This window comes from Acinetobacter sp. 1294596 (assembly GCF_000582925.1).
Classification (GTDB): Bacteria; Pseudomonadota; Gammaproteobacteria; order Pseudomonadales; family Moraxellaceae; genus Acinetobacter; species Acinetobacter radioresistens.
This window is the reverse complement of the sequence record NZ_JFCC01000003.1, coordinates 59,899-83,647: the sequence shown is the minus strand read 5'-3', so window position 1 is coordinate 83,647 and position 23,749 is coordinate 59,899. Positions and strand designations below refer to the sequence as shown.

The 23,749-nt window shown below is 42.5% G+C and carries 17 protein-coding genes, 7 tRNA genes and 2 pseudogenes; 10 read left to right on the top strand and 16 right to left on the bottom strand.

Annotation, left to right across the window (positions count from 1 at the left end; genetic code table 11):
• Positions 1-21: 21 nt before the first annotated feature.
• Complete coding sequence (gene mutM / locus J502_RS02540; RefSeq protein WP_005406844.1) at positions 22-840, top strand: bifunctional DNA-formamidopyrimidine glycosylase/DNA-(apurinic or apyrimidinic site) lyase; 819 nt, start codon at positions 22-24, stop codon at positions 838-840.
• 26 nt (positions 841-866) lie between these two features.
• Positions 867-1,151, top strand: a pseudogene (locus tag J502_RS02535) (peptidylprolyl isomerase).
• 94 nt (positions 1,152-1,245) lie between these two features.
• Here the strand turns inward: J502_RS02535 and mscL are convergent.
• Together mscL and typA are read right to left on the bottom strand one after the other, a co-directional pair.
• Positions 1,246-1,692, bottom strand: a complete 447-nt coding sequence (mscL, locus tag J502_RS02530) for a large conductance mechanosensitive channel protein MscL (RefSeq protein ID WP_005406581.1) — start codon at positions 1,690-1,692, stop codon at positions 1,246-1,248.
• Between the two features lie 175 nt (positions 1,693-1,867).
• Complete coding sequence (typA, locus tag J502_RS02525) at positions 1,868-3,703, bottom strand: translational GTPase TypA (protein ID WP_005018791.1); 1,836 nt, start codon at positions 3,701-3,703, stop codon at positions 1,868-1,870.
• 174 nt (positions 3,704-3,877) lie between these two features.
• Between typA and J502_RS02520 the strand changes: the two genes are divergently transcribed.
• Genes J502_RS02520 through J502_RS02510 form a run of 3 tightly spaced genes read left to right on the top strand, consistent with a single transcriptional unit; the run spans position 3,878 to position 7,806 of the window.
• Positions 3,878-5,248: a uracil-xanthine permease family protein gene (locus J502_RS02520; protein WP_005027602.1), complete on the top strand. Its 1,371-nt coding sequence runs from the start codon at positions 3,878-3,880 to the stop codon at positions 5,246-5,248.
• Between the two features lie 59 nt (positions 5,249-5,307).
• Positions 5,308-6,324 carry a methyltransferase gene (locus J502_RS02515; RefSeq protein WP_034683011.1) on the top strand — a complete coding sequence of 339 codons (1,017 nt, stop codon included), beginning with the start codon at positions 5,308-5,310 and terminating at the stop codon, positions 6,322-6,324.
• Between the two features lie 18 nt (positions 6,325-6,342).
• On the top strand, positions 6,343-7,806 hold the full coding sequence (locus tag J502_RS02510; RefSeq protein ID WP_005018786.1) for an amino acid permease: 1,464 nt from the start codon (positions 6,343-6,345) through the stop codon (positions 7,804-7,806).
• A gap of 398 nt (positions 7,807-8,204) precedes the next feature.
• On the opposite strand, the gene omp38 is transcribed toward J502_RS02510, so the two are convergent.
• Complete coding sequence (gene omp38 / locus J502_RS02505; RefSeq protein WP_005018785.1) at positions 8,205-9,251, bottom strand: outer membrane protein Omp38; 1,047 nt, start codon at positions 9,249-9,251, stop codon at positions 8,205-8,207.
• 382 nt (positions 9,252-9,633) lie between these two features.
• On the opposite strand from omp38, the gene J502_RS02500 reads away from it, so the two are divergent.
• Positions 9,634-10,158 (top strand): pilus assembly FimT family protein, encoded by a 525-nt coding sequence (locus J502_RS02500; RefSeq protein WP_017400927.1) that lies wholly within the window; start codon positions 9,634-9,636, stop codon positions 10,156-10,158.
• 110 nt (positions 10,159-10,268) lie between these two features.
• A complete protein-coding gene (locus J502_RS02495; protein ID WP_034683008.1) occupies positions 10,269-11,444 on the top strand; it encodes a thiolase family protein in 1,176 nt (391 codons plus the stop codon).
• Between the two features lie 58 nt (positions 11,445-11,502).
• Here J502_RS02495 and J502_RS02490 read toward each other — a convergent pair whose 3' ends face one another.
• The 10 genes and pseudogenes from J502_RS02490 to J502_RS02445 form a co-directional block, all read right to left on the bottom strand.
• Positions 11,503-11,964 carry a DUF2750 domain-containing protein gene (locus tag J502_RS02490; protein ID WP_005404351.1) on the bottom strand — a complete coding sequence of 154 codons (462 nt, stop codon included), beginning with the start codon at positions 11,962-11,964 and terminating at the stop codon, positions 11,503-11,505.
• A gap of 76 nt (positions 11,965-12,040) precedes the next feature.
• Positions 12,041-12,116: transfer RNA gene (locus J502_RS02485), tRNA-Val, on the bottom strand.
• 102 nt (positions 12,117-12,218) lie between these two features.
• Positions 12,219-12,295 (bottom strand) — tRNA-Asp (locus J502_RS02480).
• 43 nt (positions 12,296-12,338) lie between these two features.
• Positions 12,339-12,414, bottom strand: a tRNA-Val gene (locus J502_RS02475).
• A gap of 19 nt (positions 12,415-12,433) precedes the next feature.
• Positions 12,434-12,510: transfer RNA gene (locus tag J502_RS02470), tRNA-Asp, on the bottom strand.
• Between the two features lie 45 nt (positions 12,511-12,555).
• A tRNA-Asp gene (locus tag J502_RS02465) sits at positions 12,556-12,632 on the bottom strand.
• A 45-nt stretch (positions 12,633-12,677) separates the two neighbouring features.
• A tRNA-Asp gene (locus tag J502_RS02460) sits at positions 12,678-12,754 on the bottom strand.
• Positions 12,755-12,778: 24 nt separating this feature from the next.
• Positions 12,779-12,854: transfer RNA gene (locus J502_RS02455), tRNA-Val, on the bottom strand.
• Between the two features lie 229 nt (positions 12,855-13,083).
• Positions 13,084-13,594: pseudogene (gene elsL, locus J502_RS02450) on the bottom strand (cell wall-recycling L,D-carboxypeptidase ElsL).
• Between the two features lie 3 nt (positions 13,595-13,597).
• Entirely contained in the window at positions 13,598-14,005 is a 408-nt protein-coding gene (locus tag J502_RS02445) for a YbaN family protein (protein WP_034683005.1), read from the bottom strand.
• Between the two features lie 105 nt (positions 14,006-14,110).
• Here J502_RS02445 and J502_RS02440 point away from each other — a divergent pair, with 105 nt between their 5' ends.
• From J502_RS02440 to dapE, 3 genes are all read left to right on the top strand, one after another.
• Positions 14,111-14,980 carry a DUF1853 family protein gene (locus J502_RS02440; RefSeq protein ID WP_081403942.1) on the top strand — a complete coding sequence of 290 codons (870 nt, stop codon included), beginning with the start codon at positions 14,111-14,113 and terminating at the stop codon, positions 14,978-14,980.
• A 137-nt stretch (positions 14,981-15,117) separates the two neighbouring features.
• Positions 15,118-15,258 carry an entericidin A/B family lipoprotein gene (locus J502_RS02435; RefSeq protein ID WP_005018775.1) on the top strand — a complete coding sequence of 47 codons (141 nt, stop codon included), beginning with the start codon at positions 15,118-15,120 and terminating at the stop codon, positions 15,256-15,258.
• Positions 15,259-15,402: 144 nt separating this feature from the next.
• Positions 15,403-16,539, top strand: coding sequence for a succinyl-diaminopimelate desuccinylase (dapE, locus tag J502_RS02430; RefSeq protein WP_005406621.1), 1,137 nt, complete (start codon positions 15,403-15,405; stop codon positions 16,537-16,539).
• 60 nt (positions 16,540-16,599) lie between these two features.
• Here dapE and J502_RS02425 read toward each other — a convergent pair whose 3' ends face one another.
• The 3 genes from J502_RS02425 to J502_RS02415 form a co-directional block, all read right to left on the bottom strand.
• Positions 16,600-17,064 (bottom strand): hypothetical protein, encoded by a 465-nt coding sequence (locus J502_RS02425; protein ID WP_005027621.1) that lies wholly within the window; start codon positions 17,062-17,064, stop codon positions 16,600-16,602.
• A 15-nt stretch (positions 17,065-17,079) separates the two neighbouring features.
• Positions 17,080-21,462 (bottom strand): hybrid sensor histidine kinase/response regulator, encoded by a 4,383-nt coding sequence (locus tag J502_RS02420; protein WP_034682999.1) that lies wholly within the window; start codon positions 21,460-21,462, stop codon positions 17,080-17,082.
• 165 nt (positions 21,463-21,627) lie between these two features.
• A complete protein-coding gene (locus J502_RS02415) occupies positions 21,628-23,709 on the bottom strand; it encodes a methyl-accepting chemotaxis protein (protein WP_005018770.1) in 2,082 nt (693 codons plus the stop codon).
• Positions 23,710-23,749: the final 40 nt, after the last annotated feature.

Sequence of the window (23,749 nt, the reverse complement as noted above, 5' to 3'; positions counted from 1 at the left end):
TGCATAAGAATGACTCGATCAATGCCTGAATTACCCGAAGTTGAAACCACCAAAAAGAGCCTTGAACCCTTATTACAGCAAAAAGTTATGTCTGTTGAGGTCCGTGAGCCGCGGCTTCGCTGGGCCATTCCTCAAGATATTCAAAAGCTGCAAGGCCAGAAGCTCATCAGGCTAAATCGCCGCTCTAAATATATTCTTGCGCAGTTTGAACACGATACCATGTTATGGCACTTAGGCATGTCAGGTTCGTTTCGCTTGTGTGAGGCTGCGACCGAATTACGTAAACATGATCATTTGATTATTAGTTTCCAAAATATACAGCTGCGTTATCATGATCCGCGTCGTTTTGGCTGTATTTTATGGCTGAACCATGAAACACAAAATAAATTAATTGATCCGTTAGGACCAGAGCCACTATCTGAGACATTTAATACTGAATACCTGGTAAATAAACTCAAAAACAAGCAGGTCGGCATAAAAGTTGCACTCATGGATAATCATGTAGTGGTCGGTGTCGGCAATATTTATGCAACCGAGAGTCTCTTCAATACCAGAATCCATCCAGCTCAACCTGCTTCAAGCTTAAGCTATGAACAAATTGATCAGTTGGTGATTGAAATTAAAAGGATTTTAAAATTTGCAATTGAACTGGGGGGTTCGACCTTGCGTGATTACAGTAATGCCGCAGGAGAAAATGGCTATTTTCAACAGACTCTGCTGGCATATGGCCGTGAAGGTGAAATGTGCATTAATTGTGAAACTCCTTTGCAGAATATCCGTTTAGGACAGCGTGCAAGTGTTTTTTGCCCTGAATGCCAGCCGCTACGAACAGTAAAATAAACCGGTTCAGCTGCAGGAGAAACTATATGAAAACAGCAATCGTCCGTCATATTCTGGTTAAAGAAAAAACACTGGCTGAACAGTTGAAAAAGAAGCTCCAGAGTGGTGCAGACTTTAATAAACTTGCACAGCAATACTCGACCTGTAACTCAGCTAGACGCGGAGGTTAACTGGGTGAAGTCAAAAAAGGTCAACTGGTGCCGGTAATCGATAAACTGGTTTTTAGTGGTGCTGAACGTGTAATCCATGGTCCGGTAAAAAGCCAGTTTGGCTTCCACTTGCTGGAAATCAAGTTCCGTATGAATTTCTAGCGGTTTTATTCAGCTTTATTTTTTTAAGACTTAAAGTGATGCGTTCGGTCAAAATAAAAAACGGCATTTGTTGTGCCGTTTTTCCATTTATATTTTAAGATGCCGGGCGATTTTTAAGCTCATCACGGATTTCGCGCAGTAACTGGATATCTTCTGGTGTAGGTGCTGCCTCTTCTTTAGGTGGTGCTTCCTCGTGTTTACGGCGTAAACGGTTAATCATTTTAACCATTAAAAAGACAACCCAAGCCAGCAACAGAAAATTAATCAAGATGGTGAGAAAATTGCCATAGGCAAAGACATTCAAGCCTGCTTCCTTGGCCGCTGCAAGATTACTAACATTATTTGGATTATCGCCTAGCACCAAAAACCAATTAGAGTAATCAACTTCTCCACCCAGGATAAAAGAAATCAGGGGCATAAAAATATCTTTAACCAGAGAGTCAATAATTTTATTAAACGCCCCACCAATAATGACACCAATTGCAAGATCAATCATATTGCCTTTAATGGCAAATTCTTTAAATTCTTGAATAATACTCATTTTATCTCCAGACTCAATTTACCCATGCCCTAATCTTTTTCACATTCTTAATCCTATTTAAAGGGCATTAACCTTTAAGATAATTTAGCGATTTCTTTAAAGATTCCAATTTCTTTTTGTTATTTATATAAAAAAACCGCCAGATTACTGGCGGTTTTTTCAACTTAAACGAGAATTAACTGCGTGAAGCACGTTTACGTTCGTTTTCTGTCAGGAATTTCTTACGAATACGGATTGATTTAGGGGTAACTTCAACCAGTTCATCATCTTCAATAAATTCAAGCGCCTGTTCCAGTGTAAATTTAATAGCTGGAGTCAATGTTAATGCTTCATCTGTACCAGATGCGCGCATGTTAGTTAACTGTTTTGCTTTAGTCGGGTTGACCACCATGTCGTCTGAACGTGAGTTCATACCAACAATCATACCTTCATAAACTTCAAGCTGTGGTTCAGCAAAAAGACGGCCACGGTCTTGCAGCGAGAACAAAGCAAATGCCAGGCAGGTACCATTTACCATAGAGATCAGCACACCGTTTTGACGTTTAGCTACAGCACCTGCTTTGGCTGGGCCATAGTGTGAGAAGCTAGAAGTCATGATACCTGTACCAGAAGTGATGGTCAGGAATTCAGAACGGAAGCCGATCAGACCACGTGAAGGTACAGTTGCTTCAATACGGATACGGCCTTTACCGTCAACTTCCATATTGGTCAGCTCGCCCTTACGGTTACCCATCTGTTCCATGATTGAACCCTGATGCTGTTCTTCAACATCAAAGGTCACATTTTCATACGGTTCCTGCATTTGACCGTCAACTTCTTTCATGATCACTTGAGGACGGGATACACCCATCTCGAAGCCTTCACGACGCATGTTTTCAATCAGTACAGACAGATGAAGTTCGCCACGGCCTGAAACTTTGAAACGGTCCGGGCTGTCTGTATCTTCAACACGCAAAGCAACGTTATGGATCAATTCGCGGTCCAGACGTTCACGGATATTACGTGAAGTTACGAACTTGCCTTCACGGCCAGCAAATGGTGAGTTATTTACCTGGAAAGTCATAGATACGGTTGGTTCATCTACAGACAGTGGCGGTAATGCTTCAACATTTTTCGGATCACAAATAGTGTCAGAGATGTTTAGTGCATCAATACCGGTAATACATACAATGTCACCTGCATTTGCAGAATCAACATCGATACGCTCGAGGCCATGGTAACCCATGATTTTCAGAATACGACCATTACGGGTCTTGCCTTCTTTATCAATCACAGTTACTGGTGTATTGGTTTTAACTGAACCGCGCTGAATACGGCCAACACCGATTACACCAACAAAACTGTTATAGTCAAGTGATGAAATCTGCATTTGGAATGGGCCATCAACATCAACTGCTGGTGGCTCAACGATGTCAACAATAGTTTCAAACAGCGGTGTCATGTCTTCAGCCAGTTCTTCTGGTGAAGGACCAGCAACACCGCGTAAGCCTGAAGCATATACAATCGGGAAGTCTAACTGTTCATCAGTTGCACCCAAGTTGTCGAACAAGTCAAATACCTGATCGATAACCCAGTCTGGACGGGCACTTGGCTTGTCTACTTTGTTAATAATGACGATTGGTTTCAAACCACGTGCAAATGCTTTTTGTGTTACAAAACGGGTTTGTGGCATTGGGCCTTCTTGAGAGTCAACCAGAAGAAGTACACAGTCTACCATCGACATAACACGTTCAACTTCACCACCAAAGTCTGCGTGTCCCGGAGTATCTACGATGTTGATACGGTAAGTGGTATCAGTACGCTTATCTAACCATGTAATCGCTGTATTTTTAGCGAGAATGGTAATACCACGCTCTGATTCAAGCGCATTCGAGTCCATGACACGCTCAATCTCGCCGGCACGATCACCGAGTGCACCTGATTGTTGAAGAAGTTTATCGACAAGAGTGGTTTTCCCGTGGTCAACGTGCGCAATAATTGCGATGTTGCGGAGAGTTTTGATATCTGACATGAAATTCGATACGCCTACAATTTTGAGGGCAAATTATACAAAAAAATGCTACGCATTAGTAGTGACAGTTGATTGACAACTACAATATATTTTGACAAGCGGTGTACTTTAAGGTTTTTAAAGTGTAACAACTCGATTAGAATAGCGCCACCTTGCCACTCCCCTGTTTGTCTCATGTCTGACTTAAACACTTCATCTGATCAAAATGAGCGTCTAGATCTAGTCTACGGCCTTAATGACCGGCCTCGTCCATTAATTGCATTTCTGGCTGCATTACAGCATTTGCTGGCCATCATTGTACCTATTGTTACTCCAGGCCTGCTGATCTGTCTGGCGCTGGGGGTGTCTCGTGAAGATACCAACATGATTTTATCAATGTCTCTGGTCATTTCAGGTATCGCAACATTCTTGCAGTGTAAGAAAGTCGGACCATTTGGTGCTGGACTACTGATTGTACAGGGCACCAGTTTTAATTTTATTGGCCCTATCATTGGGATTGGCTCAGCCATGGTAGCGTCAGGCACGCCGGTAGAAGCGGTTATGGCTGCTATTTTCGGTGTAGTGATTGCAGGCTCATTCATTGAAATGGGGGTATCCCGTATTTTACCTTGGGTAAAAAAACTGATTACGCCTTTAGTAACTGGTATTGTTGTACTGCTCATCGGGTTAACCTTAATTAAAGAAGGCCTGATCTCTATGGGTGGTGGCTATCAGGCAATGGAAAGTAAAACTTTTGCCAGTGCCGATAACCTGATTATGTCTTGTACTGTCCTGGCAATTATTATTTTGCTAAACCGTATGCGAGCAGTCTGGATCAAAAGCTCCGCCATTTTAATTGCTTTAGTTGCCGGTTATATTCTGGCCGGATTTATGGGTTATTTAGACTTCTCTACGCTTGAAGAGGCGCCTTTAATCCAGATACCGACACCAATGCACTTTGGCTTAAGCTTCTCATGGAGTTTATTTATTCCGATGGCTTTCATCTATCTGGTCACTTCATTAGAAGCAATTGGTGATATTACTGCAACCAGTAAACTGTCAAATCAGCCAGTAGATGGCGATAGCTGGATGCAACGTATTAAAGGTGGCGTTCTGGTAAATGGTGCCAACTCTTTGCTGGCAGGTTTATTTAATACTTTCCCGAGTTCAGTCTTTGCACAAAATAATGGTGTCATTCAGCTGACTGGTGTGGCTAGCCGTTATGTAGGTTTGTGGATTGCAATTATGCTGATTATCCTGGGTCTGTTCCCTGCCGTTGCCGGGATTATTCAAGCAGTACCACAAGCAGTACTCGGTGGTGCAGTGATGGTGATGTTCGGTGCAGTTGCTGCATCCGGAGTAAATATCCTGTCAGGTATTCAGCTTGACCGTCGTGCCCTGCTGATTATTGCAATTTCTCTGGCACTGGGCTTGGGTGTGGCGCAGGTGCCTCAAATTCTGGAACACTTGCCTGAATTATTTAAAAATATTTTTAGTTCTGGTGTAGCGACAGGTGGTATTGCAGCATTAATTCTTAATATCGTATTACCTGAAACCAAGAAATAATACTTGTTATAGTGATATTGCCCAGCCCAGTCTGGGCATTGTTTTTGATGAGAAATGCCATGGATCCAAGAAGTGAAGTTGTGCTGCGGCAGATTGACCAGCTCTCTGGGCAGGTGCTTTTTATTCATGCACCCAATGATCAGCTATTAAACCAGTTGGGACCGCGGATAGATGCTTCTATCTGGACCTGGAATTTTAGTGATTATCAGGGATTTCAGGCAGCAGGTTTTAACGCCCATTTTGGTGTAGATTTTCCGCAACAACAGTTTAATCAGGTGGTTATATTTGTTCCTAAGTCCAAGGAACTACTTAACTATGTACTACATAATATTGTCAGCCATTTAGAAATCGGTCAGACTGTGTTTTTGGTCGGAGAGAAAAAAGGAGGTGTTGAACGTGCAGCCAAGCAGTTACATACTTTTGGGCATCCGGTCAAGCTCGACAGTGCACGTCATTGCCAGTTCTGGCAGGTAAAACTGGAACATATAGAACAGCAAAAACCGCTTGAGAGCTGGTTAAAAACCTATACTGTCCAGTTAAAAGACCAGAAAATCGAGATTTGTGCCCTTCCGGGCGTTTTTAGCCAGAGTCATCTGGACGTTGGCACCGCTGTACTAATTCCTTATCTGGACCAGGTAAAATCAGGTACACTTGCCGATTTTGGATGCGGGGCTGGTGTTATTGCCTGCTATTTGGCAAAATCCAATCCGGCAAGTACTGTATATGCTCTTGATGTTGATGCTTTTGCTTTACGCTCAACAGAACTTACTTTTCAGCGTAATCAGGTTCCAGCATCCCAATTGCGTCTGCAACCTGTGAGCAGTATTGCAGATGCACCTTTTGAGCTTGATGCAATTGTCAGTAATCCGCCTTTTCATCAGGGTATTCATACCCATTATGAGGCCAGCGAAGAACTCTGTAAGACTGCGCCTCAGCATTTAAAGAATGGTGGCGAGCTATGGATTGTTGCAAACCGTTTTTTAAATTATCCCCATTTGATTGAACAGCGTTTTGGTCAATGCACTCTTAAGGCTGATCAACAAGGCTTTAAAGTTTTGTATGCCTGTGCGCGTTAATGTAATAAAGGAATCTCGATGAGCGAAATAAATCAGCCCGCGAAACTCAAGCGCAAGCTGGGAGCTCGCCACTTAAATATGATTGCGATCGGTGGTTCTATTGGCACAGGACTGTTCCTTGCGTCAGGATCAACTATTGCCAATGCCGGTCCTGGTGGTGCGCTGCTGGCTTATGGCCTAATCGGTATCATGATCTATTTTCTGATGACCAGTCTTGGTGAACTGGCCACCCATAATCCAACCTCTGGTGCTTTTTTTACCTATGGCAGCAAATATGTAGAAGATGGGTTTGGTTTTGCCTTGGGCTGGAACTACTGGTACAACTGGGCTATTACTGTCGCATTTGAACTGGTGGCAGTTCAGTTCATTATGAAATTCTGGTTTCCAGATATTCCTGGTTTTTACTGGAGTGCAATCTTTCTGGCCATCATTTTCGGCATCAATGCACTGACCGTTAAAGGATTTGGAGAAAGCGAATTCTGGTTTTCCATGGTCAAAGTAGTAGCCATTATTGCCTTTATCATTATTGGTATCGCCATGATTATAAAAATCATGTTAACGCCGGGAATGATTACTTTTAGCAACTGGACCAAAGGCGAAGCACCATTCGTTGGTGGCTTACAGGCAATGATCGGTGTAGCCATGATTGCTGGTTTTTCATTTCAGGGCACTGAGATGGTCGGAGTAGCTGCAGGTGAATCCAAAGATCCAAAACGCACTATTCCGCTTGCTATTAAACAGATTTTCTGGCGTATCCTGCTGTTTTATATCGTATGTATTTTTATCATTGGCACGTTAGTGAGCTATGATGATCCAAGATTGCTACAAGCAGCTGCCAGTGAAGATATAGCACTTTCACCCTTTACTTTACTTTATGAACAGGCCGGCTTTGCCTTTGCTGCCAGCCTGATGAATGCTGTAATTTTGACCGCCATTCTATCGGCGGGTAACTCGGGGATGTATTCGTCCACTCGCATGTTATTTGATATGGCACGTGAAGGCCGGGCGCCAAAAATATTTTCTAAGCTGGATTTACGTGGCGTTCCAATGAACGCGTTATACGCCACCACTGCGATTGCCGCGCTGTGCTTCTTGACAACATTTGTCGGTGAGCAGGAAGTTTTTAACTGGTTACTGAATATGTCGGGCATGTGCGGTTTCATTGTCTGGTTGGGTATTGCGATCTCACATTATCGTTTCCGTAAAGGTTATATCGCGCAAGGCTACAAGCTTGAAGACCTGGCTTATCGAGCAAAATTCTTTCCTTTCGCTCCATGGTTCGCATTTATTTTATGTTCCATTATTATTCTTGGGCAAAATTACGAAGCTGTGACAGGAGGAAAAATTGATTGGATTGGACTGCTATCAACCTATATCAGTATTCCCTTGTTTTTAGTCATCTGGTTTGGTTATAAGCTTAAACATAAAACCAAGTTAGTTTCTTATAAAGAAATGGATGTTAAACCAGGAAACCTTGACTAGTTCCTACCCTCAAGAACTTAACCCTCTTTCTAAATATGAATATACCCAGCTCACTCTATATATGATTGTGCTGGGTATTTTTATTTCTATATTTCTTTATACTTGTAGCGCTCTTGGTTATTTTCATATGACATAAGATGTAACTATGAAAAGCAATTATTGCCTTCTAAATTAGAAAATAAAAATTATTCTACTAATCCCGCCTGCTCTTCTTAAAAAATCCAGATAAATAAGTAGTCTATAAGTTAAGAATAAAAATTAAGGTAAAAATTTTGAACTGATCACAGATAGGCCGTGATTAATTAAAGGTAAAGATGGATACTGAAAGATGGCTTATTAAAATAAAATTAGTATAAAAAAGCAGTTCCGAAGAACTGCTTTTTTTAGTTAAACTCAGATTATTGAGCTTGACCTGGTTGAGCAACAACAGTACGGCTACCAGTAATTGTCGCGAATACACGACGGTTCATAGCACGACCTTCTTTAGTGCTGTTGTCAGCAATTGGTTGATCCCAGGCAAAACCTTGAGCAGTCAAGCGAGATGGATCAATATTGTACTCATTCACCAGTGAAGATTTCACAGAGTTAGCACGAGCCAGTGACAGACGTTCGTTCAGAGCACGTGGACCAGTGTTATCAGTGTGACCATCGATGCGAGCAGTAGCATTTGGATATTCTACTAACTTCTCAGCAACTTTAGCGATTTCTGGCTTGTACTGATCTTTGATATTTGATTTGTTAGTATCAAAGAACACACGAAGTTCCATATTCAGATCTTCAGTCAGTTCTTGTGGTTGTGGCTCAACAATTGGTGTTGGCTCAACAGGAACAACTTCTACTACAGGAGCAGCAGGTTTCAGGTGACCACCTAAAACAACGTTCAGACCAGCTAAAGCTGTATAGTTCCAGAACTGCTCGTCAAAATGGTAAGTACCACGTGCTTCTGTACGTAGAGACAGGGCATCATTAATACGCCAGAATGCACCAAGACCTGCGTTACCTAGAGTACCTTCTTCATCTAAGCCACGACCAGCACGACCAGCATCAGTGTCAAACTCATATTTATAGTGACCAGCACCTAACAATGCATAAGGCTTGATTTTACTGTCATAGTTTTTAGTGAACAGGTCAGAAGTAACATAGAAGTTACCAGCGATATTTTCGCCTTTATATTCATTGCCTGCAACGCTGGTATCACCTTTGATCTGGCTATATTCAGCTTCAAAACCTAACCATGGAGTAAGTTCAACACCAAGTGCTGCACCAACAAACAGGTCATCATCAAGTTCTACGCTATCAGTCAGGTCGCCATCGTTACCGCCATTGTTGTGCTGGGTATCAAACATTGTGTAACCAAGCATTAATGGGGTAATAGTTACGCCAGCATTTGCAGCAGCAAGAGGAGCAGCAACAAGCATAGCAAGTGCAATACGACTCAATTTCATGGATTATCCTCCAGAGATAACATTGTTGTTCAAGCTCAGCCTAAAATTAACTTTTTGGCTCCTGAGATAAGCTTATATATACCCCAGTATTATTTTTAAGCTACTCACTTTGAATCATACAAACACTTTGTTTTTTTTCCAAGTGCTTGATAATTTTAATCAAGTAAATTATTGACAAAATTACTTACAATTTCCGTTGTAATTCGGTAAATTTTCACTCAATTTATTCTAATGAATAGCTTATCTTTTTCGCTTCTGTTTATTTTAACAGTATTCAAAAGCTAAGCTAATGATCATTTGTTCTGGTTTTGAATGCAATAACTACACACTAATTTACTGTTAAAAAAACAAAAAACTATAATAAACAGGTAATTTTTTAACCATGAAGAAAAATAACAATGGAGTTTCTTTACTGGAACTCGTAGTTTGTATAGCGATTGTGGCAATTTTAGCTTCTTTTGCTATTCCTGCTTACCAAGAGTACCGAGCACAGCAGGAAGCCAAATCACTTCCACACTTATTAAACATGCAGATTATTCAAGCTAAAAATCATGCATTAACTTATCGTAATCAAATAGTTATCTGTTCAAGCCAAAACCTAGAACAGTGTGAAGATGAGCAATGGAATAAAGGTTTACTCATCTTTGTAGATACCAATAATGATAAGGAGCTTAATTCTGATGAAAAAATACTGTCTAAAGTAATGCTTGATCTTGAGTATGGTCGACTAGATTGGCGAGGTGCTCTTAATAAACCGCGTTTGTTTTTTAAAGCAGATACCGGGCTACCGCGTGGTTCGAATGGCAGTTTTTTCTATTGTGCCAGCTCATCTGCCAGCCTAAATAAACGTTTAGTACTTAGTCCCATGGGCCACTTACGAGTAGAATCGTTAGCAAGTACTTGCTAAGAACTGTTCAGTCTAATGTTCACTAGTGTTTATTCTTTATTCATTAATTTTTTCTAAATATACTGCTCAAGATCAGTTATTTTTATAATGAAATAGTGGAGATTAGAACAATGGTAAACATCGTGATTCTTAACGGTGCGCGTACTGCGATGGGTGGTTTCCAAGGTTCACTCGCTACAAAGACTGCACCAGAATTGGGTGCAGCAGTAATTAAAGAAGCAGTTTCCCGTGCTGGGCTGCAGGCACATGACGTTGAAGAAGTCATTATGGGCTGCGTGCTTCCAGCAGGCTTAAAACAGGGTCCTGCTCGCCAGGCAATGCGTTTGGCTGGCATTCCAGATAGTACAGGCGCTGTTACTATTAATAAACTCTGTGGGTCAGGGATGAAAGCTGTAATGCAGGCCGCAGATATGATCAAAGCCGGTTCAGCAGACATTGTAGTTGCAGGCGGTATGGAGTCCATGACAAATGCGCCTTACCTTCTGCCAAAAGCCCGTGGAGGTTTTCGCATGGGTCATGGCGAAATCAAAGACCACATGTTTCTTGACGGCCTGGAAGATGCAGAAACTGGACGCCTGATGGGATCTTTTGCCCAGGATATGGCCAATAAGCGCGGTTATACACGTGAACAAATGGATGATTTTGCCATCCGCTCTTTAAAACGTGCTCAAACCGCAATTACTGAAGGTTATTTTAAAGATGAAATTGTCCCTGTAACTGTATCTAGCCGTAAAGGTGAGGCAGTAGTAGATCAGGATGAGCAGCCATTTAATGCCAATATTGATAAAATCCCGTCTTTGCGTCCGGCTTTTGCAAAAGATGGAACAATTACAGCAGCCAATGCCAGCTCAATTTCGGACGGAGCATCTGCGCTTGTTCTCTGCTCGGATGAAACTGCTAAGCAACGTGGTTTACAACCTTTAGCAAAGATTATTGCGAGCGCTTCAAACTCCCAGCACCCTTCTGAATTTACCATTGCGCCGGTAGGTGCAGTAAAAAAAGTTCTAGACAAGGCAGGCTGGACCGCGGCTGATGTCGATTTATGGGAAATTAATGAGGCATTCGCAATGGTTACCATGTGCCCAATCGATGAGTTTGGCCTTGATCCAGAAAAAGTAAATATTCATGGCGGTGCATGTGCTCTTGGTCATCCTGTAGGTTCTACCGGCTCACGTATTATTCTGACACTTATTCATGCCCTGAAACGTACAGGTGGACATAAAGGCATAGCTGCGTTATGTATTGGTGGCGGTGAGGCTACAGCTGTGGCAATTGAAATTCTTTAAAAATAATCGAATAAAAAATCCCGCTATTGCGGGATTTTTTATTTAGAAAAATAAACTTTTAATGAAGACGAATACTTCGAGGAGCAGGTAATTGCATTTCTCTAAATACTTCGGGTTGCTGTAAATACAGCTGATATAAATAGTTTTTAAGATCAAGTAAAAATTTTTCTGGTCGAACCAGAATATTTTGTCCCTCTGGTGTCAGATCTAAAGACAGATGTGTGTCATTTACCCTCAGATAAGGCAGAACTTTTCCAATCAAATCTTTTAATGTAATTTCATGAATCTTATAGTTTTCCCACTGATCTTTTATTAACAATCTTGCCAGACTTCTACTTTGCCAGGCGGGAAATGCCTGCTGACCTGAAGGCGTTGCGCAGAGTGCCCATCCTTCATGATAAAGCGCAATAATCATACGTTGCGCGATAATATTTTGAATAAATTGCTGATAGTTCTCGAGCACCGAATAAGGTTTTTGCTGATTTTTTGATACAGTTTTACGCTGATAAGGGTTTTTCATAATTATTAGTTATATTAAGAATATTTTTAGATAATCTTAGGGGAACAAATAATGTTTTGCAACTGAATAGGATATATGGTGGGCGCTGACGGGATCGAACCGCCGACATTCTGCTTGTAAGGCAGACGCTCTACCAACTGAGCTAAGCGCCCTGAGAAATAGCATAGCTATTAGAGATAGTAGCATAAGCAGTTATGCTTATACACTGATTAATATCTTAATCTCAGGAAATTAGGATACCAAATTTTATGAAATGGCGCAGCGGACGGGGCTCGAACCCGCGACCCCCGGCGTGACAGGCCGGTATTCTAACCAACTGAACTACCGCTGCATCACATTACATTATTTAAAATAATGTAAAAGTCACTAAGTTATGGTGGGCGCTGACGGGATCGAACCGCCGACATTCTGCTTGTAAGGCAGACGCTCTACCAACTGAGCTAAGCGCCCTCAATAGGATTTGCATAAATGGCGCAGCGGACGGGGCTCGAACCCGCGACCCCCGGCGTGACAGGCCGGTATTCTAACCAACTGAACTACCGCTGCATTTGCACAATGTCGCTATTGTGGTACAAACTCTGAAATCTTAAGTGGCGCAGCGGACGGGGCTCGAACCCGCGACCCCCGGCGTGACAGGCCGGTATTCTAACCAACTGAACTACCGCTGCATTTGCACAATGTCGCTATTGTGGTACAAACTCTGAAATCTTAAGTGGCGCAGCGGACGGGGCTCGAACCCGCGACCCCCGGCGTGACAGGCCGGTATTCTAACCAACTGAACTACCGCTGCACGAAAGATCACAACATAAAGGCTTGGTGGGCGCTGACGGGATCGAACCGCCGACATTCTGCTTGTAAGGCAGACGCTCTACCAACTGAGCTAAGCGCCCTTTAGGTCTTCATCGTTTGTGAGGTGCATTATAGAGAATCCTCATCTGGTGTCAAACGCTTTTCTATCTGTTTTCATAAAAATACTTTCGAATGATTAAAAAATAGGTAAATTAAAGGAAAAACAATGTTTTTTGTATTTTATTTAAACATTTCTCTAAAAAATTATAGGTGTTTATACAGACTATTTTTTATTTATATCTGATAAACATAATGTGACTTATGTATTGTTTAAATCAATTCAAGCGGTGTTTCTGAGAGAAAAACTAAAGCCTGCTCGGGGATTAAATCAAAAAGCTCAATGATTTCTTCATTACGCATACGAATACAGCCATGTGACATCGGAATACCCATCGGCTCAGTATCTGGTGTACCATGAATATAAATATAGCGCTGGAAGGTATCTCGCCCTTCTCCCTGATTAAAACCAGGCTCAAGCCCATGTAACCAGAGTATGCGTGTTAGAATCCAGTCTCTTTGTGGGAACTGAGCAGCCAGTTCAGGACTATAAATCTCATCAGTGAACTGACGTGCAATAAACACTGAGTTTTTAGGATATTCCGCCCCAATTTTTTTTTTCTATACGATGCCAACCTCGTGGAGTCTGGCCTGTATTTTCCTGCTCACCTACTCCATTTTTACCAGAAGAAATGGCATAACATTTTTTTAGTTTAGGAAGATGAAGCTTCTGCTGTGCCAGATCAATTAACAGATCTGCCTGATCCAAGGTATAGCTAGACATTTTTTACTCAATTTCTCCCGGTACTTTTTTTTCCATGGACTGTAAAGTTCGATCTTGAGGCTCAGGACGCATCCATAACCAGATGGCCACAACCAGCATGATGCCATCTGTAAAGATTTTGACAAGCAGTGGTGCATTAGTAAACAGCATCATAATACCGCTTATTAACATCATGATACTGGCCAACCATTTTGCTTTACGCGGAACAGTGCCATTAGCTCTCCAAGCCCTGAGCGTTGGCCCATATTTTGGATGATTCAGTAACCAGTTATCCATTTGTGGCCAGCCTTTAGACGCAGCCCATGCGGCAAGTATTAAAAACACTGTCGTTGGCATACCGGGTAAAATTGCCCCTATCAGTCCAAGTACAATAAAAATCAGTACCAGACTTCGCCAAAACAATGTTCTCATATCTCTTTCCTAATCCCGCAATTGCGCTAGTATAAAGTGTTTTATATGCGCAATATATTTTTATTCTGCGCGTTTTCTTATGATATTTATGAGCGGACTATGTATATGTTTGGTGATCAGCAGGCTTATTTTGAACCATGGTTACAATTTAAGCATCCTGCCATACGTCAGCTGGCTTTTAGTCTAGCCAGTCCGAATATTCTTAAAAGCCTGCCACAAGAACTCATAATTAAGCATCATTTTAATTTGCATAGTAACCATATCTGGCAAAAATATTTCCAAGCCTATTTGCCCCGTTTAAAACAGCTTGACCAGCAACCTGAACCACTTGAGCACTTCCTTCGACAGCTTAAAAGTACGCGCCTAGGACTACGTTTTGAAATGCTGATCTGGTTCTGGCTACTTGATCATGCATATCATCCATATCGTTTACTTGGACATAGCATCCAGATTATTGATGGACCAAAAACAATTGGTGAGCTGGATTTTTTAATTCTAAATACCGAAACGGGAAAAACAGAACATTGGGAAGTGGCTTTAAAATATTATCTGGCTGAAAGAGAACCTTCTTTGGCATCGTGGTTTGGTCTTAACCGTAGTGATACCTTATTACGCAAACTAAATCACTTTACACAGAAACAGTTCCAGTTTGAAGAGGTATCAGGACATCTCATTCAAGAGCGCTACGCTATTCTCAAGGGACAACTTTACTTCCCCTTAGAAAACTGGCCTGACTCTTCTGAGCCCTTTTCAACCTGGATTAATTTCTCTCGTAGATTTGGAGGATGGGCCGATTATATTCCCCAGCAAGACTACTATCGTCTACAGCGACAGGAGTGGTTATGCCCGGATCAGGTGCAAAGTTCAAACAGAGCTTTATGGTGGACTCAAGGTTTATATTATTCTGATCACGCATCTCCACAGTTCTTTATGTACCGTCTACCTCCCTTACTCAAAACCTCTAATAATGTTTAAAAAATGCAATATAAATAAGTCATTTATCTTTTTCTGAAACATTTCATAACGTTTCTACTATCAAAACATAATGTTATTTAGTAAGCAGATTTTTTAGCCTGAGTGAACATCAAAATAAATCTAACTTGGAGATGATGATGAAAAAAATTTTAGCTGCTTCAATGTTTTTGGCAATTGTACTGACTGGTTGTAACACAGTAAAAGGCTTGGGCGAGGATGTTTCTAGTGCAGGAAGTGCTGTATCAAATACTGCAGAAGATACTAAACAAAAACTTTAATTTTGCTATCAGTTTTTCAAAAAACCTTATCTACGGATAGGGTTTCTTAATTTTATACAGACTAGCTTTGCTTTAATTAAACTCCCTTTCAATTACATATTCCCCTATTATATCGGCAAGTTTTAAAGACATTGACTCTCCGGTATGACTTCATCATCAGACACTCTCGACCTTAGCCTGCAACTTTTGCGCCAACCCTCAGTTACTCCTGTAGACCATAACTGCCAGAATATTATGGCTGAACGTTTATCAAAGGTTGGTTTTCATATAGAAAACATGCGCTTTGAAGACGTAGATAATTTATGGGCCCGTCGTGGTACTAAAGACCCAGTTTTCTGTTTTGCAGGACATACTGATGTGGTGCCCACTGGAAGCCTGGATGCCTGGAATTCTGATCCGTTTATTCCTGAAATACGTGATGGTAAGCTATATGGTCGTGGTAGCGCCGATATGAAAACAGCTCTGGCAGCGATGGTAGTCGCTTCAGAGCGTTTTGTTGCCAAGTATCCTGATCATAAAGGCTCAATTGCTTTTTTAATTACTTCTGATGAAGAAGGTCCTTCAATAAATGGGACCGTAAAGGTAGTAGAAACACTTGAGTCCCGTAATGAGAAAATGACCTGGTGTCTGGTGGGCGAGCCGTCTAGTACTCATCAGCTGGGTGATATCATTAAGAATGGTCGTAGGGGCTCTCTAAATGGTGTTTTAACTGTTAAGGGTAAACAGGGACATGTAGCATATCCACATCTGGCGATTAACCCGATTCATACAGCTTCTGCAGCGCTTGCAGAGCTATGTGAGACCGTATGGGACAGCGGGAATGAGTATTTTCCAGCAACCTCTTTCCAGATTTCCAATATCCAAGCTGGTACCGGTGCAACCAATGTAGTGCCTGGCACAATGACAGTTACATTTAATTTTCGTTATTCTACTGAAGTGACCGCGGATGAGCTTAAAGCACGAGTAATTGCTATTTTACAGCGTCATCAGGTTGATTTTGATATTAAGTGGACCTTATCTGGCTTACCTTTCCTGACACCCGTGGGGGAGCTCGTAAACGCTGCTGTACAAGCGATACATGAGGTTAATGGTGTAGAAGCCAAGCTTTCAACCAGCGGTGGTACTTCAGATGGACGTTTTATTGCTCCAACTGGTGCACAGGTACTGGAGCTTGGGGTATTGAATGCCAGTATCCACCAAATTGATGAACACGTAAATGTAGACGATCTGGAACCGCTAGCAGAGATTTATGAAAAAATCCTGATACAGCTCCTGAGCTGATGAATATAAGATAAACAAAAAAGGAACCCTGTCGGTTCCTCTTTTGTTTCAAATGAATTTTTAGAATGTCTTATGACTTAACTGGTTTTGAATCTCGTTCAGGTTGGGAACCTGAAAAATCTGGTCTCCCATACGTACATACTGATAAATATTTGAATCATCAAAAGGCTGTTCTTCATCGACCACCTCTGAAATCCGCAGTCTGATAGTCTGAGGCATTTCATCACAGATCAAGGCAAAGCGCTGATCTACCTGCTCTCCTTCTATTACCAGTGCAACTGCTGTTTTAGCCGTAGGGCTATTTACCTTATAGACCGGAAGCTTAAAATCATGCCAATCAATATGATCGACGTTAATCGAACTATCAAGAGCAGACAATACAATATTCTGGGGTAGCAACATCGGTACCTGAGCATAGCATTGAATAATATAAGCATCGATAAAACCGGTCGATACTGTAATCAGGTGCTGTAACTCTTGTTGATCAATCTTTGCCAGAGTTGAATTCGCTTTGGTTTGACTCATCTTTTTTCTCCCGCGTTAGACCATAACCTCAAGTAACGCTTCAATATTGGCCAACAGGTCTGCTTCCTGGAAAGGTTTGCCCATATATTGCGTTGCTCCGAGTGCAAAAGCGCGCTCACGATGTTTCTCACCTGTACGTGAAGTAATCATAATAATTGGCATATTACGATGTACATCATGATGACGTACCAGATTAGTTACTTCAAAACCATCCATACGCGGCATTTCAATATCGAGCAGCATTAAATCAGGCTTAATACTTTCCAGCTGTTCAATCGCTTCAACACCATCTTTAGCGGTCACTACATCATAACCTTGACGCTCAAGCAATCGGCTGGTGACTTTGCGTACAGTGACTGAGTCATCAACGATCATAATCAGACGTCGTTCATCATTAAAGCGATGCAACTCACGAGATTCTTTTACTTCCTTGACACGTAATGAAGACTGTACCTGACGAGCAATATACTGCCCATCCAGAATGAGACAAACCTGTCCATCACCCAAAATTGTTGCACCAGCTACTGCACCTACGCTAGCCAGCTGTTGACCCACTGGTTTCACCACAATTTGTGCACGAGATCCGACCAGCTGGTCAACTAGTAACGCTACTGTCTGGCCACTGCTCCCTTTAATCAGCAGTACCGGCAGAGAGTGGGCTATACCGGTAAGACGAGGCAGAGACTGATTTGCTACAAACTCTGAAAGATAACGTAGCTTATAATACATATTGTCGATACGGAAAGTATCTTCTTTGCCAGCAAAATAGTCTTCCAGCATAGAAGGAGAGATACGCACAATACGTTCAATCTGCGCCAATGGTACAGCGTATTGCTGGTCACCTGCTTTAACCATCAGGGCATCACTGATTGCTACTGTAGTTGGTACACGAATCGTAAATGTTGTACCCTGCCCCTGTACAGACTCGACCGTCACATGACCACCCATCGCCTTGATACTGCTCTGTACCACATCCAGCCCTACACCACGACCAGAAATCTGGGTAATTTCTACTGCAGTGCTTAAACCTGGATGAAAGATCAACTGGGCCAGCTCTTCAGCTTCCAGTTTTTGTTCCGCTCCAATCAGACCTCGCTCTAGTGCTTTATTTTTCAGCTTTTCAAGATTAATACCTTGGCCATCATCTGTAAAAGTAATGATGACATCTGTACCTTGGCGATTAATATTCAGCTCAATACGGCCACTTTCAGGTTTCCCTTGCTTGAGACGCTGCTCAATGGTTTCAATACCATGATCAATTGCATTTCGCAGCATATGTTCAAGCGGGGTGACCAGTCGCTCTAAAATATTGCGGTCCAGCTCTCCTTCAGTGTTTTGAACAACGAGTTCTGCAGGACGGTTTAGTGCTGAAGAGGTCTGCCGTGCTATGCGCTGTAAACGCGGTAATAATCGAGAAAAGGGTACCAGACGGGTCCGCATCAGGTTTTCCTGAATCTCTGCCTGAATCCTTGACTGCTGTAATAGCAGACCTTCAGTATCACGTATTTTTTCAGATAATGTGGTTTTAAAGTCAAGTAAGTCAGATGCTGACTCAGCCAGTGATTTGGATAACTGATTTAGTGAAGAATACTGATCCATTTCTAAAGGATCAAAATCGCTGTAACGTGAATTCTCCGTACCATGCTTGGCAATAATCTGACTCTCAAGCTCACCCTCCATACGGCGTAACTGGTCAGCCAGTCGCTGAATAGCCAGCTCCATGTCGGAAAGAATAGAGCCGACCTGTCCCACATCCATTTCAATACGGGAACGGTTGATGGAGTTTTCACCTGCAAGGTCAATCATTTTCTCAACCAGATCGGCTGAAATCCGGATCATTTCATTATTCTCAGCCCGCTCTGTATTGTCCCATTCACCCATCATGGAAGGCGGTTCAGTACCATCACCATGCACGAATTCAAACAGACTGCCATCAGCTACGGTATTATCTGCAGGAATCTGATTGATGAGCTGAGCAGGAATTTCAGTAAACTGGATCGAGTCCAAGCTGTGCTTCAAACTGTCAAAGTTTTCATACTGCTCTTTGAAGATAGCATTTTCCAACCAGCGTAAAGCAGTATGTAAAAGCGGGTCATAAACACTGGTGGTAAGATTGTGCAGACCAAATTGTTCAAAAGTATTTTCCAGCGCATAAGCAATCACGGCTACCGGCTCAAGCTCGGCCATCCGTGCGCCGCCCTTAAGACTATGAGCATTCCGTTGCAGCTGTAGCAATAGACTCCGGTTACTGCGCTCTTCTACCCATTGATCTAGCAATTTATGAGCGGTCTGTAACAGCTCTTCGGCTTCCTCGAGAAAAACCTCTTCAACAATTGACCTTACTTGTTCATCTGTTTGTAACTCTTCGGAATGCTCAGCGATTTCCGCATCCGTAAGTGTACAATCAGTTATATCTAATTCAATATTTTGACTCGACTCGGACAGCTTCTCTTCTGCTACTTTTGGCTCAGCCGTAGTCACTAATACACCAGTGCTAATCGACTCAATATTTTTGAGGATTTCAATAGTTGCTGGCGCCGGGTAGTCAATCTGCTGTTCACGTAGTATCTGGATGCGTTCTGCCAGCTCATCCTGTACCAGCCGGATAATACTCATCAATACAGTAGAGACCTGAACCTGCCCGTTAATAATTCTCTGATAAATGCTTTCCAGCTCATGTGCAATTAATCCCATATGGGTGGCCTGCACCATGTTTGCACCACCTTTTAAGGTATGCAAATAACGCATCAGATTGTTCAGAGCAGTAACTTGGCCTGATTCTTTTGTCCAACTGTTCAGGTCACTATCCATACCAGCCAGTAATTCTTCGGCCTCTTCCAAGAAGATATCGCGCAGATCAGCATCAGTAACCTGATTACTATGTTCAGAATGCATCAGCGCTTTATCAGCCGCTATACGTGCTGAAAGCTCTCCCAAGTTGAAAGTATGTTCCAAAACTGCTACGTCAACCGGAGCTTTAAAAGGCTCAGTAACAGTGGACAACTCTTCTACCTGTTCTATTTCTTGCTGTACAAATGCAGATAATTCTTCAAGCAGACTTTGATGAGCCGGGCTCAGGCTGACACGCTGTCCCGCTGCAAGCGTATCAAACAGATAAATCAGCTGCTGATGAGCTTGAGTATACAGTTCATATGCATAATCAAGATTTAATAGCTGCGGCTTTGCCAAGAGCTGCTGATAGCTCTGAAGTAGTTCTAACGTAAAATCATATACACCTTGGGAGGCACGGTTTCGTGTATGTTCAACCAGCTCCTGTGCCTGCTGTACCAAAAGCTGTAAATATTCTGGATATTCGGTACGGACCCGCTGATCAAACTCAAACTCGGCATCTAGCAACTGGTTGATTTCAAGCTCGAGGAGCCGTGAAACCAGACCTTGGGGGTTCACGAGATCATCCACAGGTTCTTGATGAAATCCGTAGTTTTCCCAAGCATGATTAAAGGTCTGATAAACCTGTTCCAACTGTTCTATATTACATTCCTGTTTTAGAATGTAGAGATAATCCCTTACAAATTCAGCATAATGAGTAAGTAAAGCGGTTTCATTTGAAGTAGATACCAGCTCATCTTGCAGCATGGTTTTAAACAGGTTTTCAACTTTACTACTTGCTTCAAATATGTGTTCTACCTGAGCCATGGCCGAGCTGCCACGCAAAGTATGTAAAGCGCGGATCAGAGCATTATAATTACTGCCCTGTTCATTATTATTCAAGAACTCATCAATAGTTGCCAGATGTTCTTCCGACTCTTCAAGAAAGATCGCCAGTGTCTCGGCAGTTAATGAATCAAATTCCTCGTGAATTTCAAGCTTCTCTACACCTAGTGGTGGTAGAGTCTCTGCTGTATGTTCCACCAGCTCAAGCCCGGTGACTGTTTCAGACGAACATAAGGTCCAGCTAAGCTCCAGTAATTCCTCAAGTGCCGGTTCAAGACTGCCCTGCTGTTGCAGTTGTTGCCCGATCAATACGAGGGGACGCAAATCAATCGCATGAGGCTGACTATTTTGAAAGTTATAAAATAACTTGTATTTGTAAATCTTAAAGACTAATTCTACATAACGACTGATCGCCGGGGTAAAAGCCTGTGTTTTAGCAATTATTCGATTCAAGAGATCTTCAACCGTCCAAGCTAACTCACCGGAACTTTTAGCTCCTACCATCCGGCCGGAGCCTTTTAAGGTATGAAAATAACGGCGAATACTGGTCAGCTTGTCCTGCTGCTCAGGCTGCTGTATCCACTGCTGGATCAAAACATCCAAATCAGTAAAGATTTCTTCTAGTTCTTCAACAAAAATTTCAAGAATCTCTGCATCTTGGTCAAGATAGCTATCTTCAGGAAGAGTCGTTGTTCCAATCAGGTCTTTTAGTATTTGTTTCATAGCTAAAACTTCTTCGTTTCTTCTACCAAGACCGGCAGAAAACTATTTTGTAACCATCATGCAAGACGTTACTTTCGAACACGAATTCATCTTGTCGATGCGCTTAGTGCCTGTGACAGCAGCCTGCTTCAGGGACTGCTGTCTGGTTTTCTATTTTTATTGAGGTTATTCAGGCAGTTTAAAGTCAGTTACAGATTCACGTAGTGACTCTGCCATACTGGCCAGCTCTGATACTGAACGTGCAGTATCGAAAGTAGCGCTGGTGGTCTGCGAGGTAATTTCCTGTACGATACTCATGGTACTGGAAATATGACCTGCTGAAGCAGCCTGTAACTTTGCAGCATCAGAAATGCTCGCAATCAGTTTTGCCAGATCGCCTGATACTTTCTGAATTTCATCCAGTGCAATACCCGCATCTTTTGCCAGATTGGCACCGCGTACTACCTCGGCTGTGGTCTGCTCCATCGAGATTACTGCTTCATTGGTATCGGCCTGAATGGTTTTTACCAGTGTCTCGATCTGTTTCGTTGCAGAGGTTGAGCGCTCTGCAAGACGCTGTACTTCATCGGCAACCACAGCAAAGCCACGGCCTGCTTCACCAGCCATCGATGCCTGAATAGCCGCATTCAATGCCAGAATATTTGTCTGGTCTGCAATATCATTGATGAGGGAAACGATATTACCAATTTCCTGAGAAGACTCACCCAGACGCTTAATACGCTTTGATGTTTCCTGAATCTGTTCACGGATGGTATCCATCCCTTCAATAGAGCGGTTTACAACGTCTGCACCATTAGAAGCAATCTGTACTGAGCGCTGTGCAACCTCGGCAGATTCAGAAGCATTGGCAGATACCTGGTCAATTGAGGTTGCCATTTCACTGATTGCACTGGAAGCGCCGGCAATTTCCTGAGCCTGATGTTCTGAAGCCTCAGCCAGCTGGTTAGTAATATTCTGCGTATTTTGGGTATAACGTGATACTTCTTGCGAGGTTTCATTGATACGTGATACCAGATCACGTAGCTGGTCGATCGCAAAGTTAATCGAATCCGCAATCGCACCAGTAAAGTCTTCAGATACGGTTGCATAAGAACGCAAGTCACCATCTGCAAGATCTGCAATTTCATCCAGCAAACGTAAAATTGCATTTTGGTTACGGTCGTATTCGTCCTGTAGGCGGGTCACACGCTGTTTATCCGTTGCCCCCCGTAGTGCCAGAAGTTTAATTACAGAGAAGATCAAGGCAGCAATTGACGCCAGCAGCAGAATTGCAAGCGCCACTTCTGCCCAGTTACTGCTTGCCGACTCAGTCAGTTTGTTTAGAGCTGCCAGCAGTTCGTCAGATTGAGAGAAAATTTGTGCTGATGCCTGACGGACCTGAACAATCTGGTTGGAGTTATTTAGAACTGTCGCTGCAGCAGATTTTAAGACCGCATTATACTCATCTTGAATATTGGTTAGAGATTCACGTAATGCAGGGTCATTAATACGCTCTACACCTAGCTCACTACTGCCGTTCAGCTGTGCATTGAGATAAGTACCGAAAGTTTCAGTATCAGCATTGAAGTCGTCTGCAGATTCACGTGAGCTATCATTACCCACAAGTACGGAACTGATCGAACGCAAGATACGTTCCGCGATAAATACCTGGTTTTTAGCAATAACTACCTGGCTACTACTCATATTTTGTCGTGCCATCTGGTCGACTAGCAGGTTATATTCTGCCTGAATACCTGGAATGGTTTCAGAAATAGCAATATTGGTATCGTAGAGTTTGTTAATAATTTTTTGCTGGCTGGTAATCTGGTCAATATTTCGAGATACCGCATTCCAAGTCTGTTCAACCTGCCGAACCTCGGCATCAGTTGAGCCATGAATATCCTGTACAGTTTCTAGGTTTTCAGCAAAGCGCGCCTGTGACTGTGACAGGGTTTTAATGGACTCAGGCGTTCCAGAAGCAGTCGCCTCGGTTGCTTGACGGGAAATAGTTTGCGACAGTAGACGCAATTCACCCAAACTACGAGTTAACTCATTATGACGAGGTACGCTATAGAATAAAAACAGTAAAAGAATAACGGATAGAATTAAAGATAATGCTGCCCCATAAATAAACGGTTTAGATTTGGAACTATCTCCAAATAACCGTGCAAAGTCTTCGACTTGTGTTTGTATTTTGGTTAAAAACGCATTACTGCTGTGAGCAGCACCGCTTTCTCCCGTATTTTTCTTTTTGAGTTTAAAGCCCATACAGCCTCTCCCCTGAAAACGCTTTTATTGAGTAGGCGCG

Bases quoted from the DNA above. Each gene is read 5' to 3' on its own strand.
- J502_RS02510 (WP_005018786.1), top strand. From the start codon at position 6,343: ATGAGCGAAATAAATCAGCCCGCGAAACTCAAGCGCAAGCTGGGAGCT.
- J502_RS02440 (WP_081403942.1), top strand. From the start codon at position 14,111: ATGTTTGGTGATCAGCAGGCTTATTTTGAACCATGGTTACAATTTAAG.
- dapE (WP_005406621.1), top strand. From the start codon at position 15,403: ATGACTTCATCATCAGACACTCTCGACCTTAGCCTGCAACTTTTGCGC.
- mutM (WP_005406844.1), top strand. From the start codon at position 22: ATGCCTGAATTACCCGAAGTTGAAACCACCAAAAAGAGCCTTGAACCC.
- J502_RS02515 (WP_034683011.1), top strand. From the start codon at position 5,308: ATGGATCCAAGAAGTGAAGTTGTGCTGCGGCAGATTGACCAGCTCTCT.
- mscL (WP_005406581.1), bottom strand. From the start codon at position 1,692: ATGAGTATTATTCAAGAATTTAAAGAATTTGCCATTAAAGGCAATATG.
- J502_RS02415 (WP_005018770.1), bottom strand. From the start codon at position 23,709: ATGGGCTTTAAACTCAAAAAGAAAAATACGGGAGAAAGCGGTGCTGCT.
- J502_RS02445 (WP_034683005.1), bottom strand. From the start codon at position 14,005: ATGAGAACATTGTTTTGGCGAAGTCTGGTACTGATTTTTATTGTACTT.
- J502_RS02500 (WP_017400927.1), top strand. From the start codon at position 9,634: ATGAAGAAAAATAACAATGGAGTTTCTTTACTGGAACTCGTAGTTTGT.
- J502_RS02520 (WP_005027602.1), top strand. From the start codon at position 3,878: ATGTCTGACTTAAACACTTCATCTGATCAAAATGAGCGTCTAGATCTA.
- J502_RS02490 (WP_005404351.1), bottom strand. From the start codon at position 11,964: ATGAAAAACCCTTATCAGCGTAAAACTGTATCAAAAAATCAGCAAAAA.
- omp38 (WP_005018785.1), bottom strand. From the start codon at position 9,251: ATGAAATTGAGTCGTATTGCACTTGCTATGCTTGTTGCTGCTCCTCTT.
- J502_RS02420 (WP_034682999.1), bottom strand. From the start codon at position 21,462: ATGAAACAAATACTAAAAGACCTGATTGGAACAACGACTCTTCCTGAA.
- J502_RS02495 (WP_034683008.1), top strand. From the start codon at position 10,269: ATGGTAAACATCGTGATTCTTAACGGTGCGCGTACTGCGATGGGTGGT.
- typA (WP_005018791.1), bottom strand. From the start codon at position 3,703: ATGTCAGATATCAAAACTCTCCGCAACATCGCAATTATTGCGCACGTT.
- J502_RS02435 (WP_005018775.1), top strand. From the start codon at position 15,118: ATGAAAAAAATTTTAGCTGCTTCAATGTTTTTGGCAATTGTACTGACT.
- J502_RS02425 (WP_005027621.1), bottom strand. From the start codon at position 17,064: ATGAGTCAAACCAAAGCGAATTCAACTCTGGCAAAGATTGATCAACAA.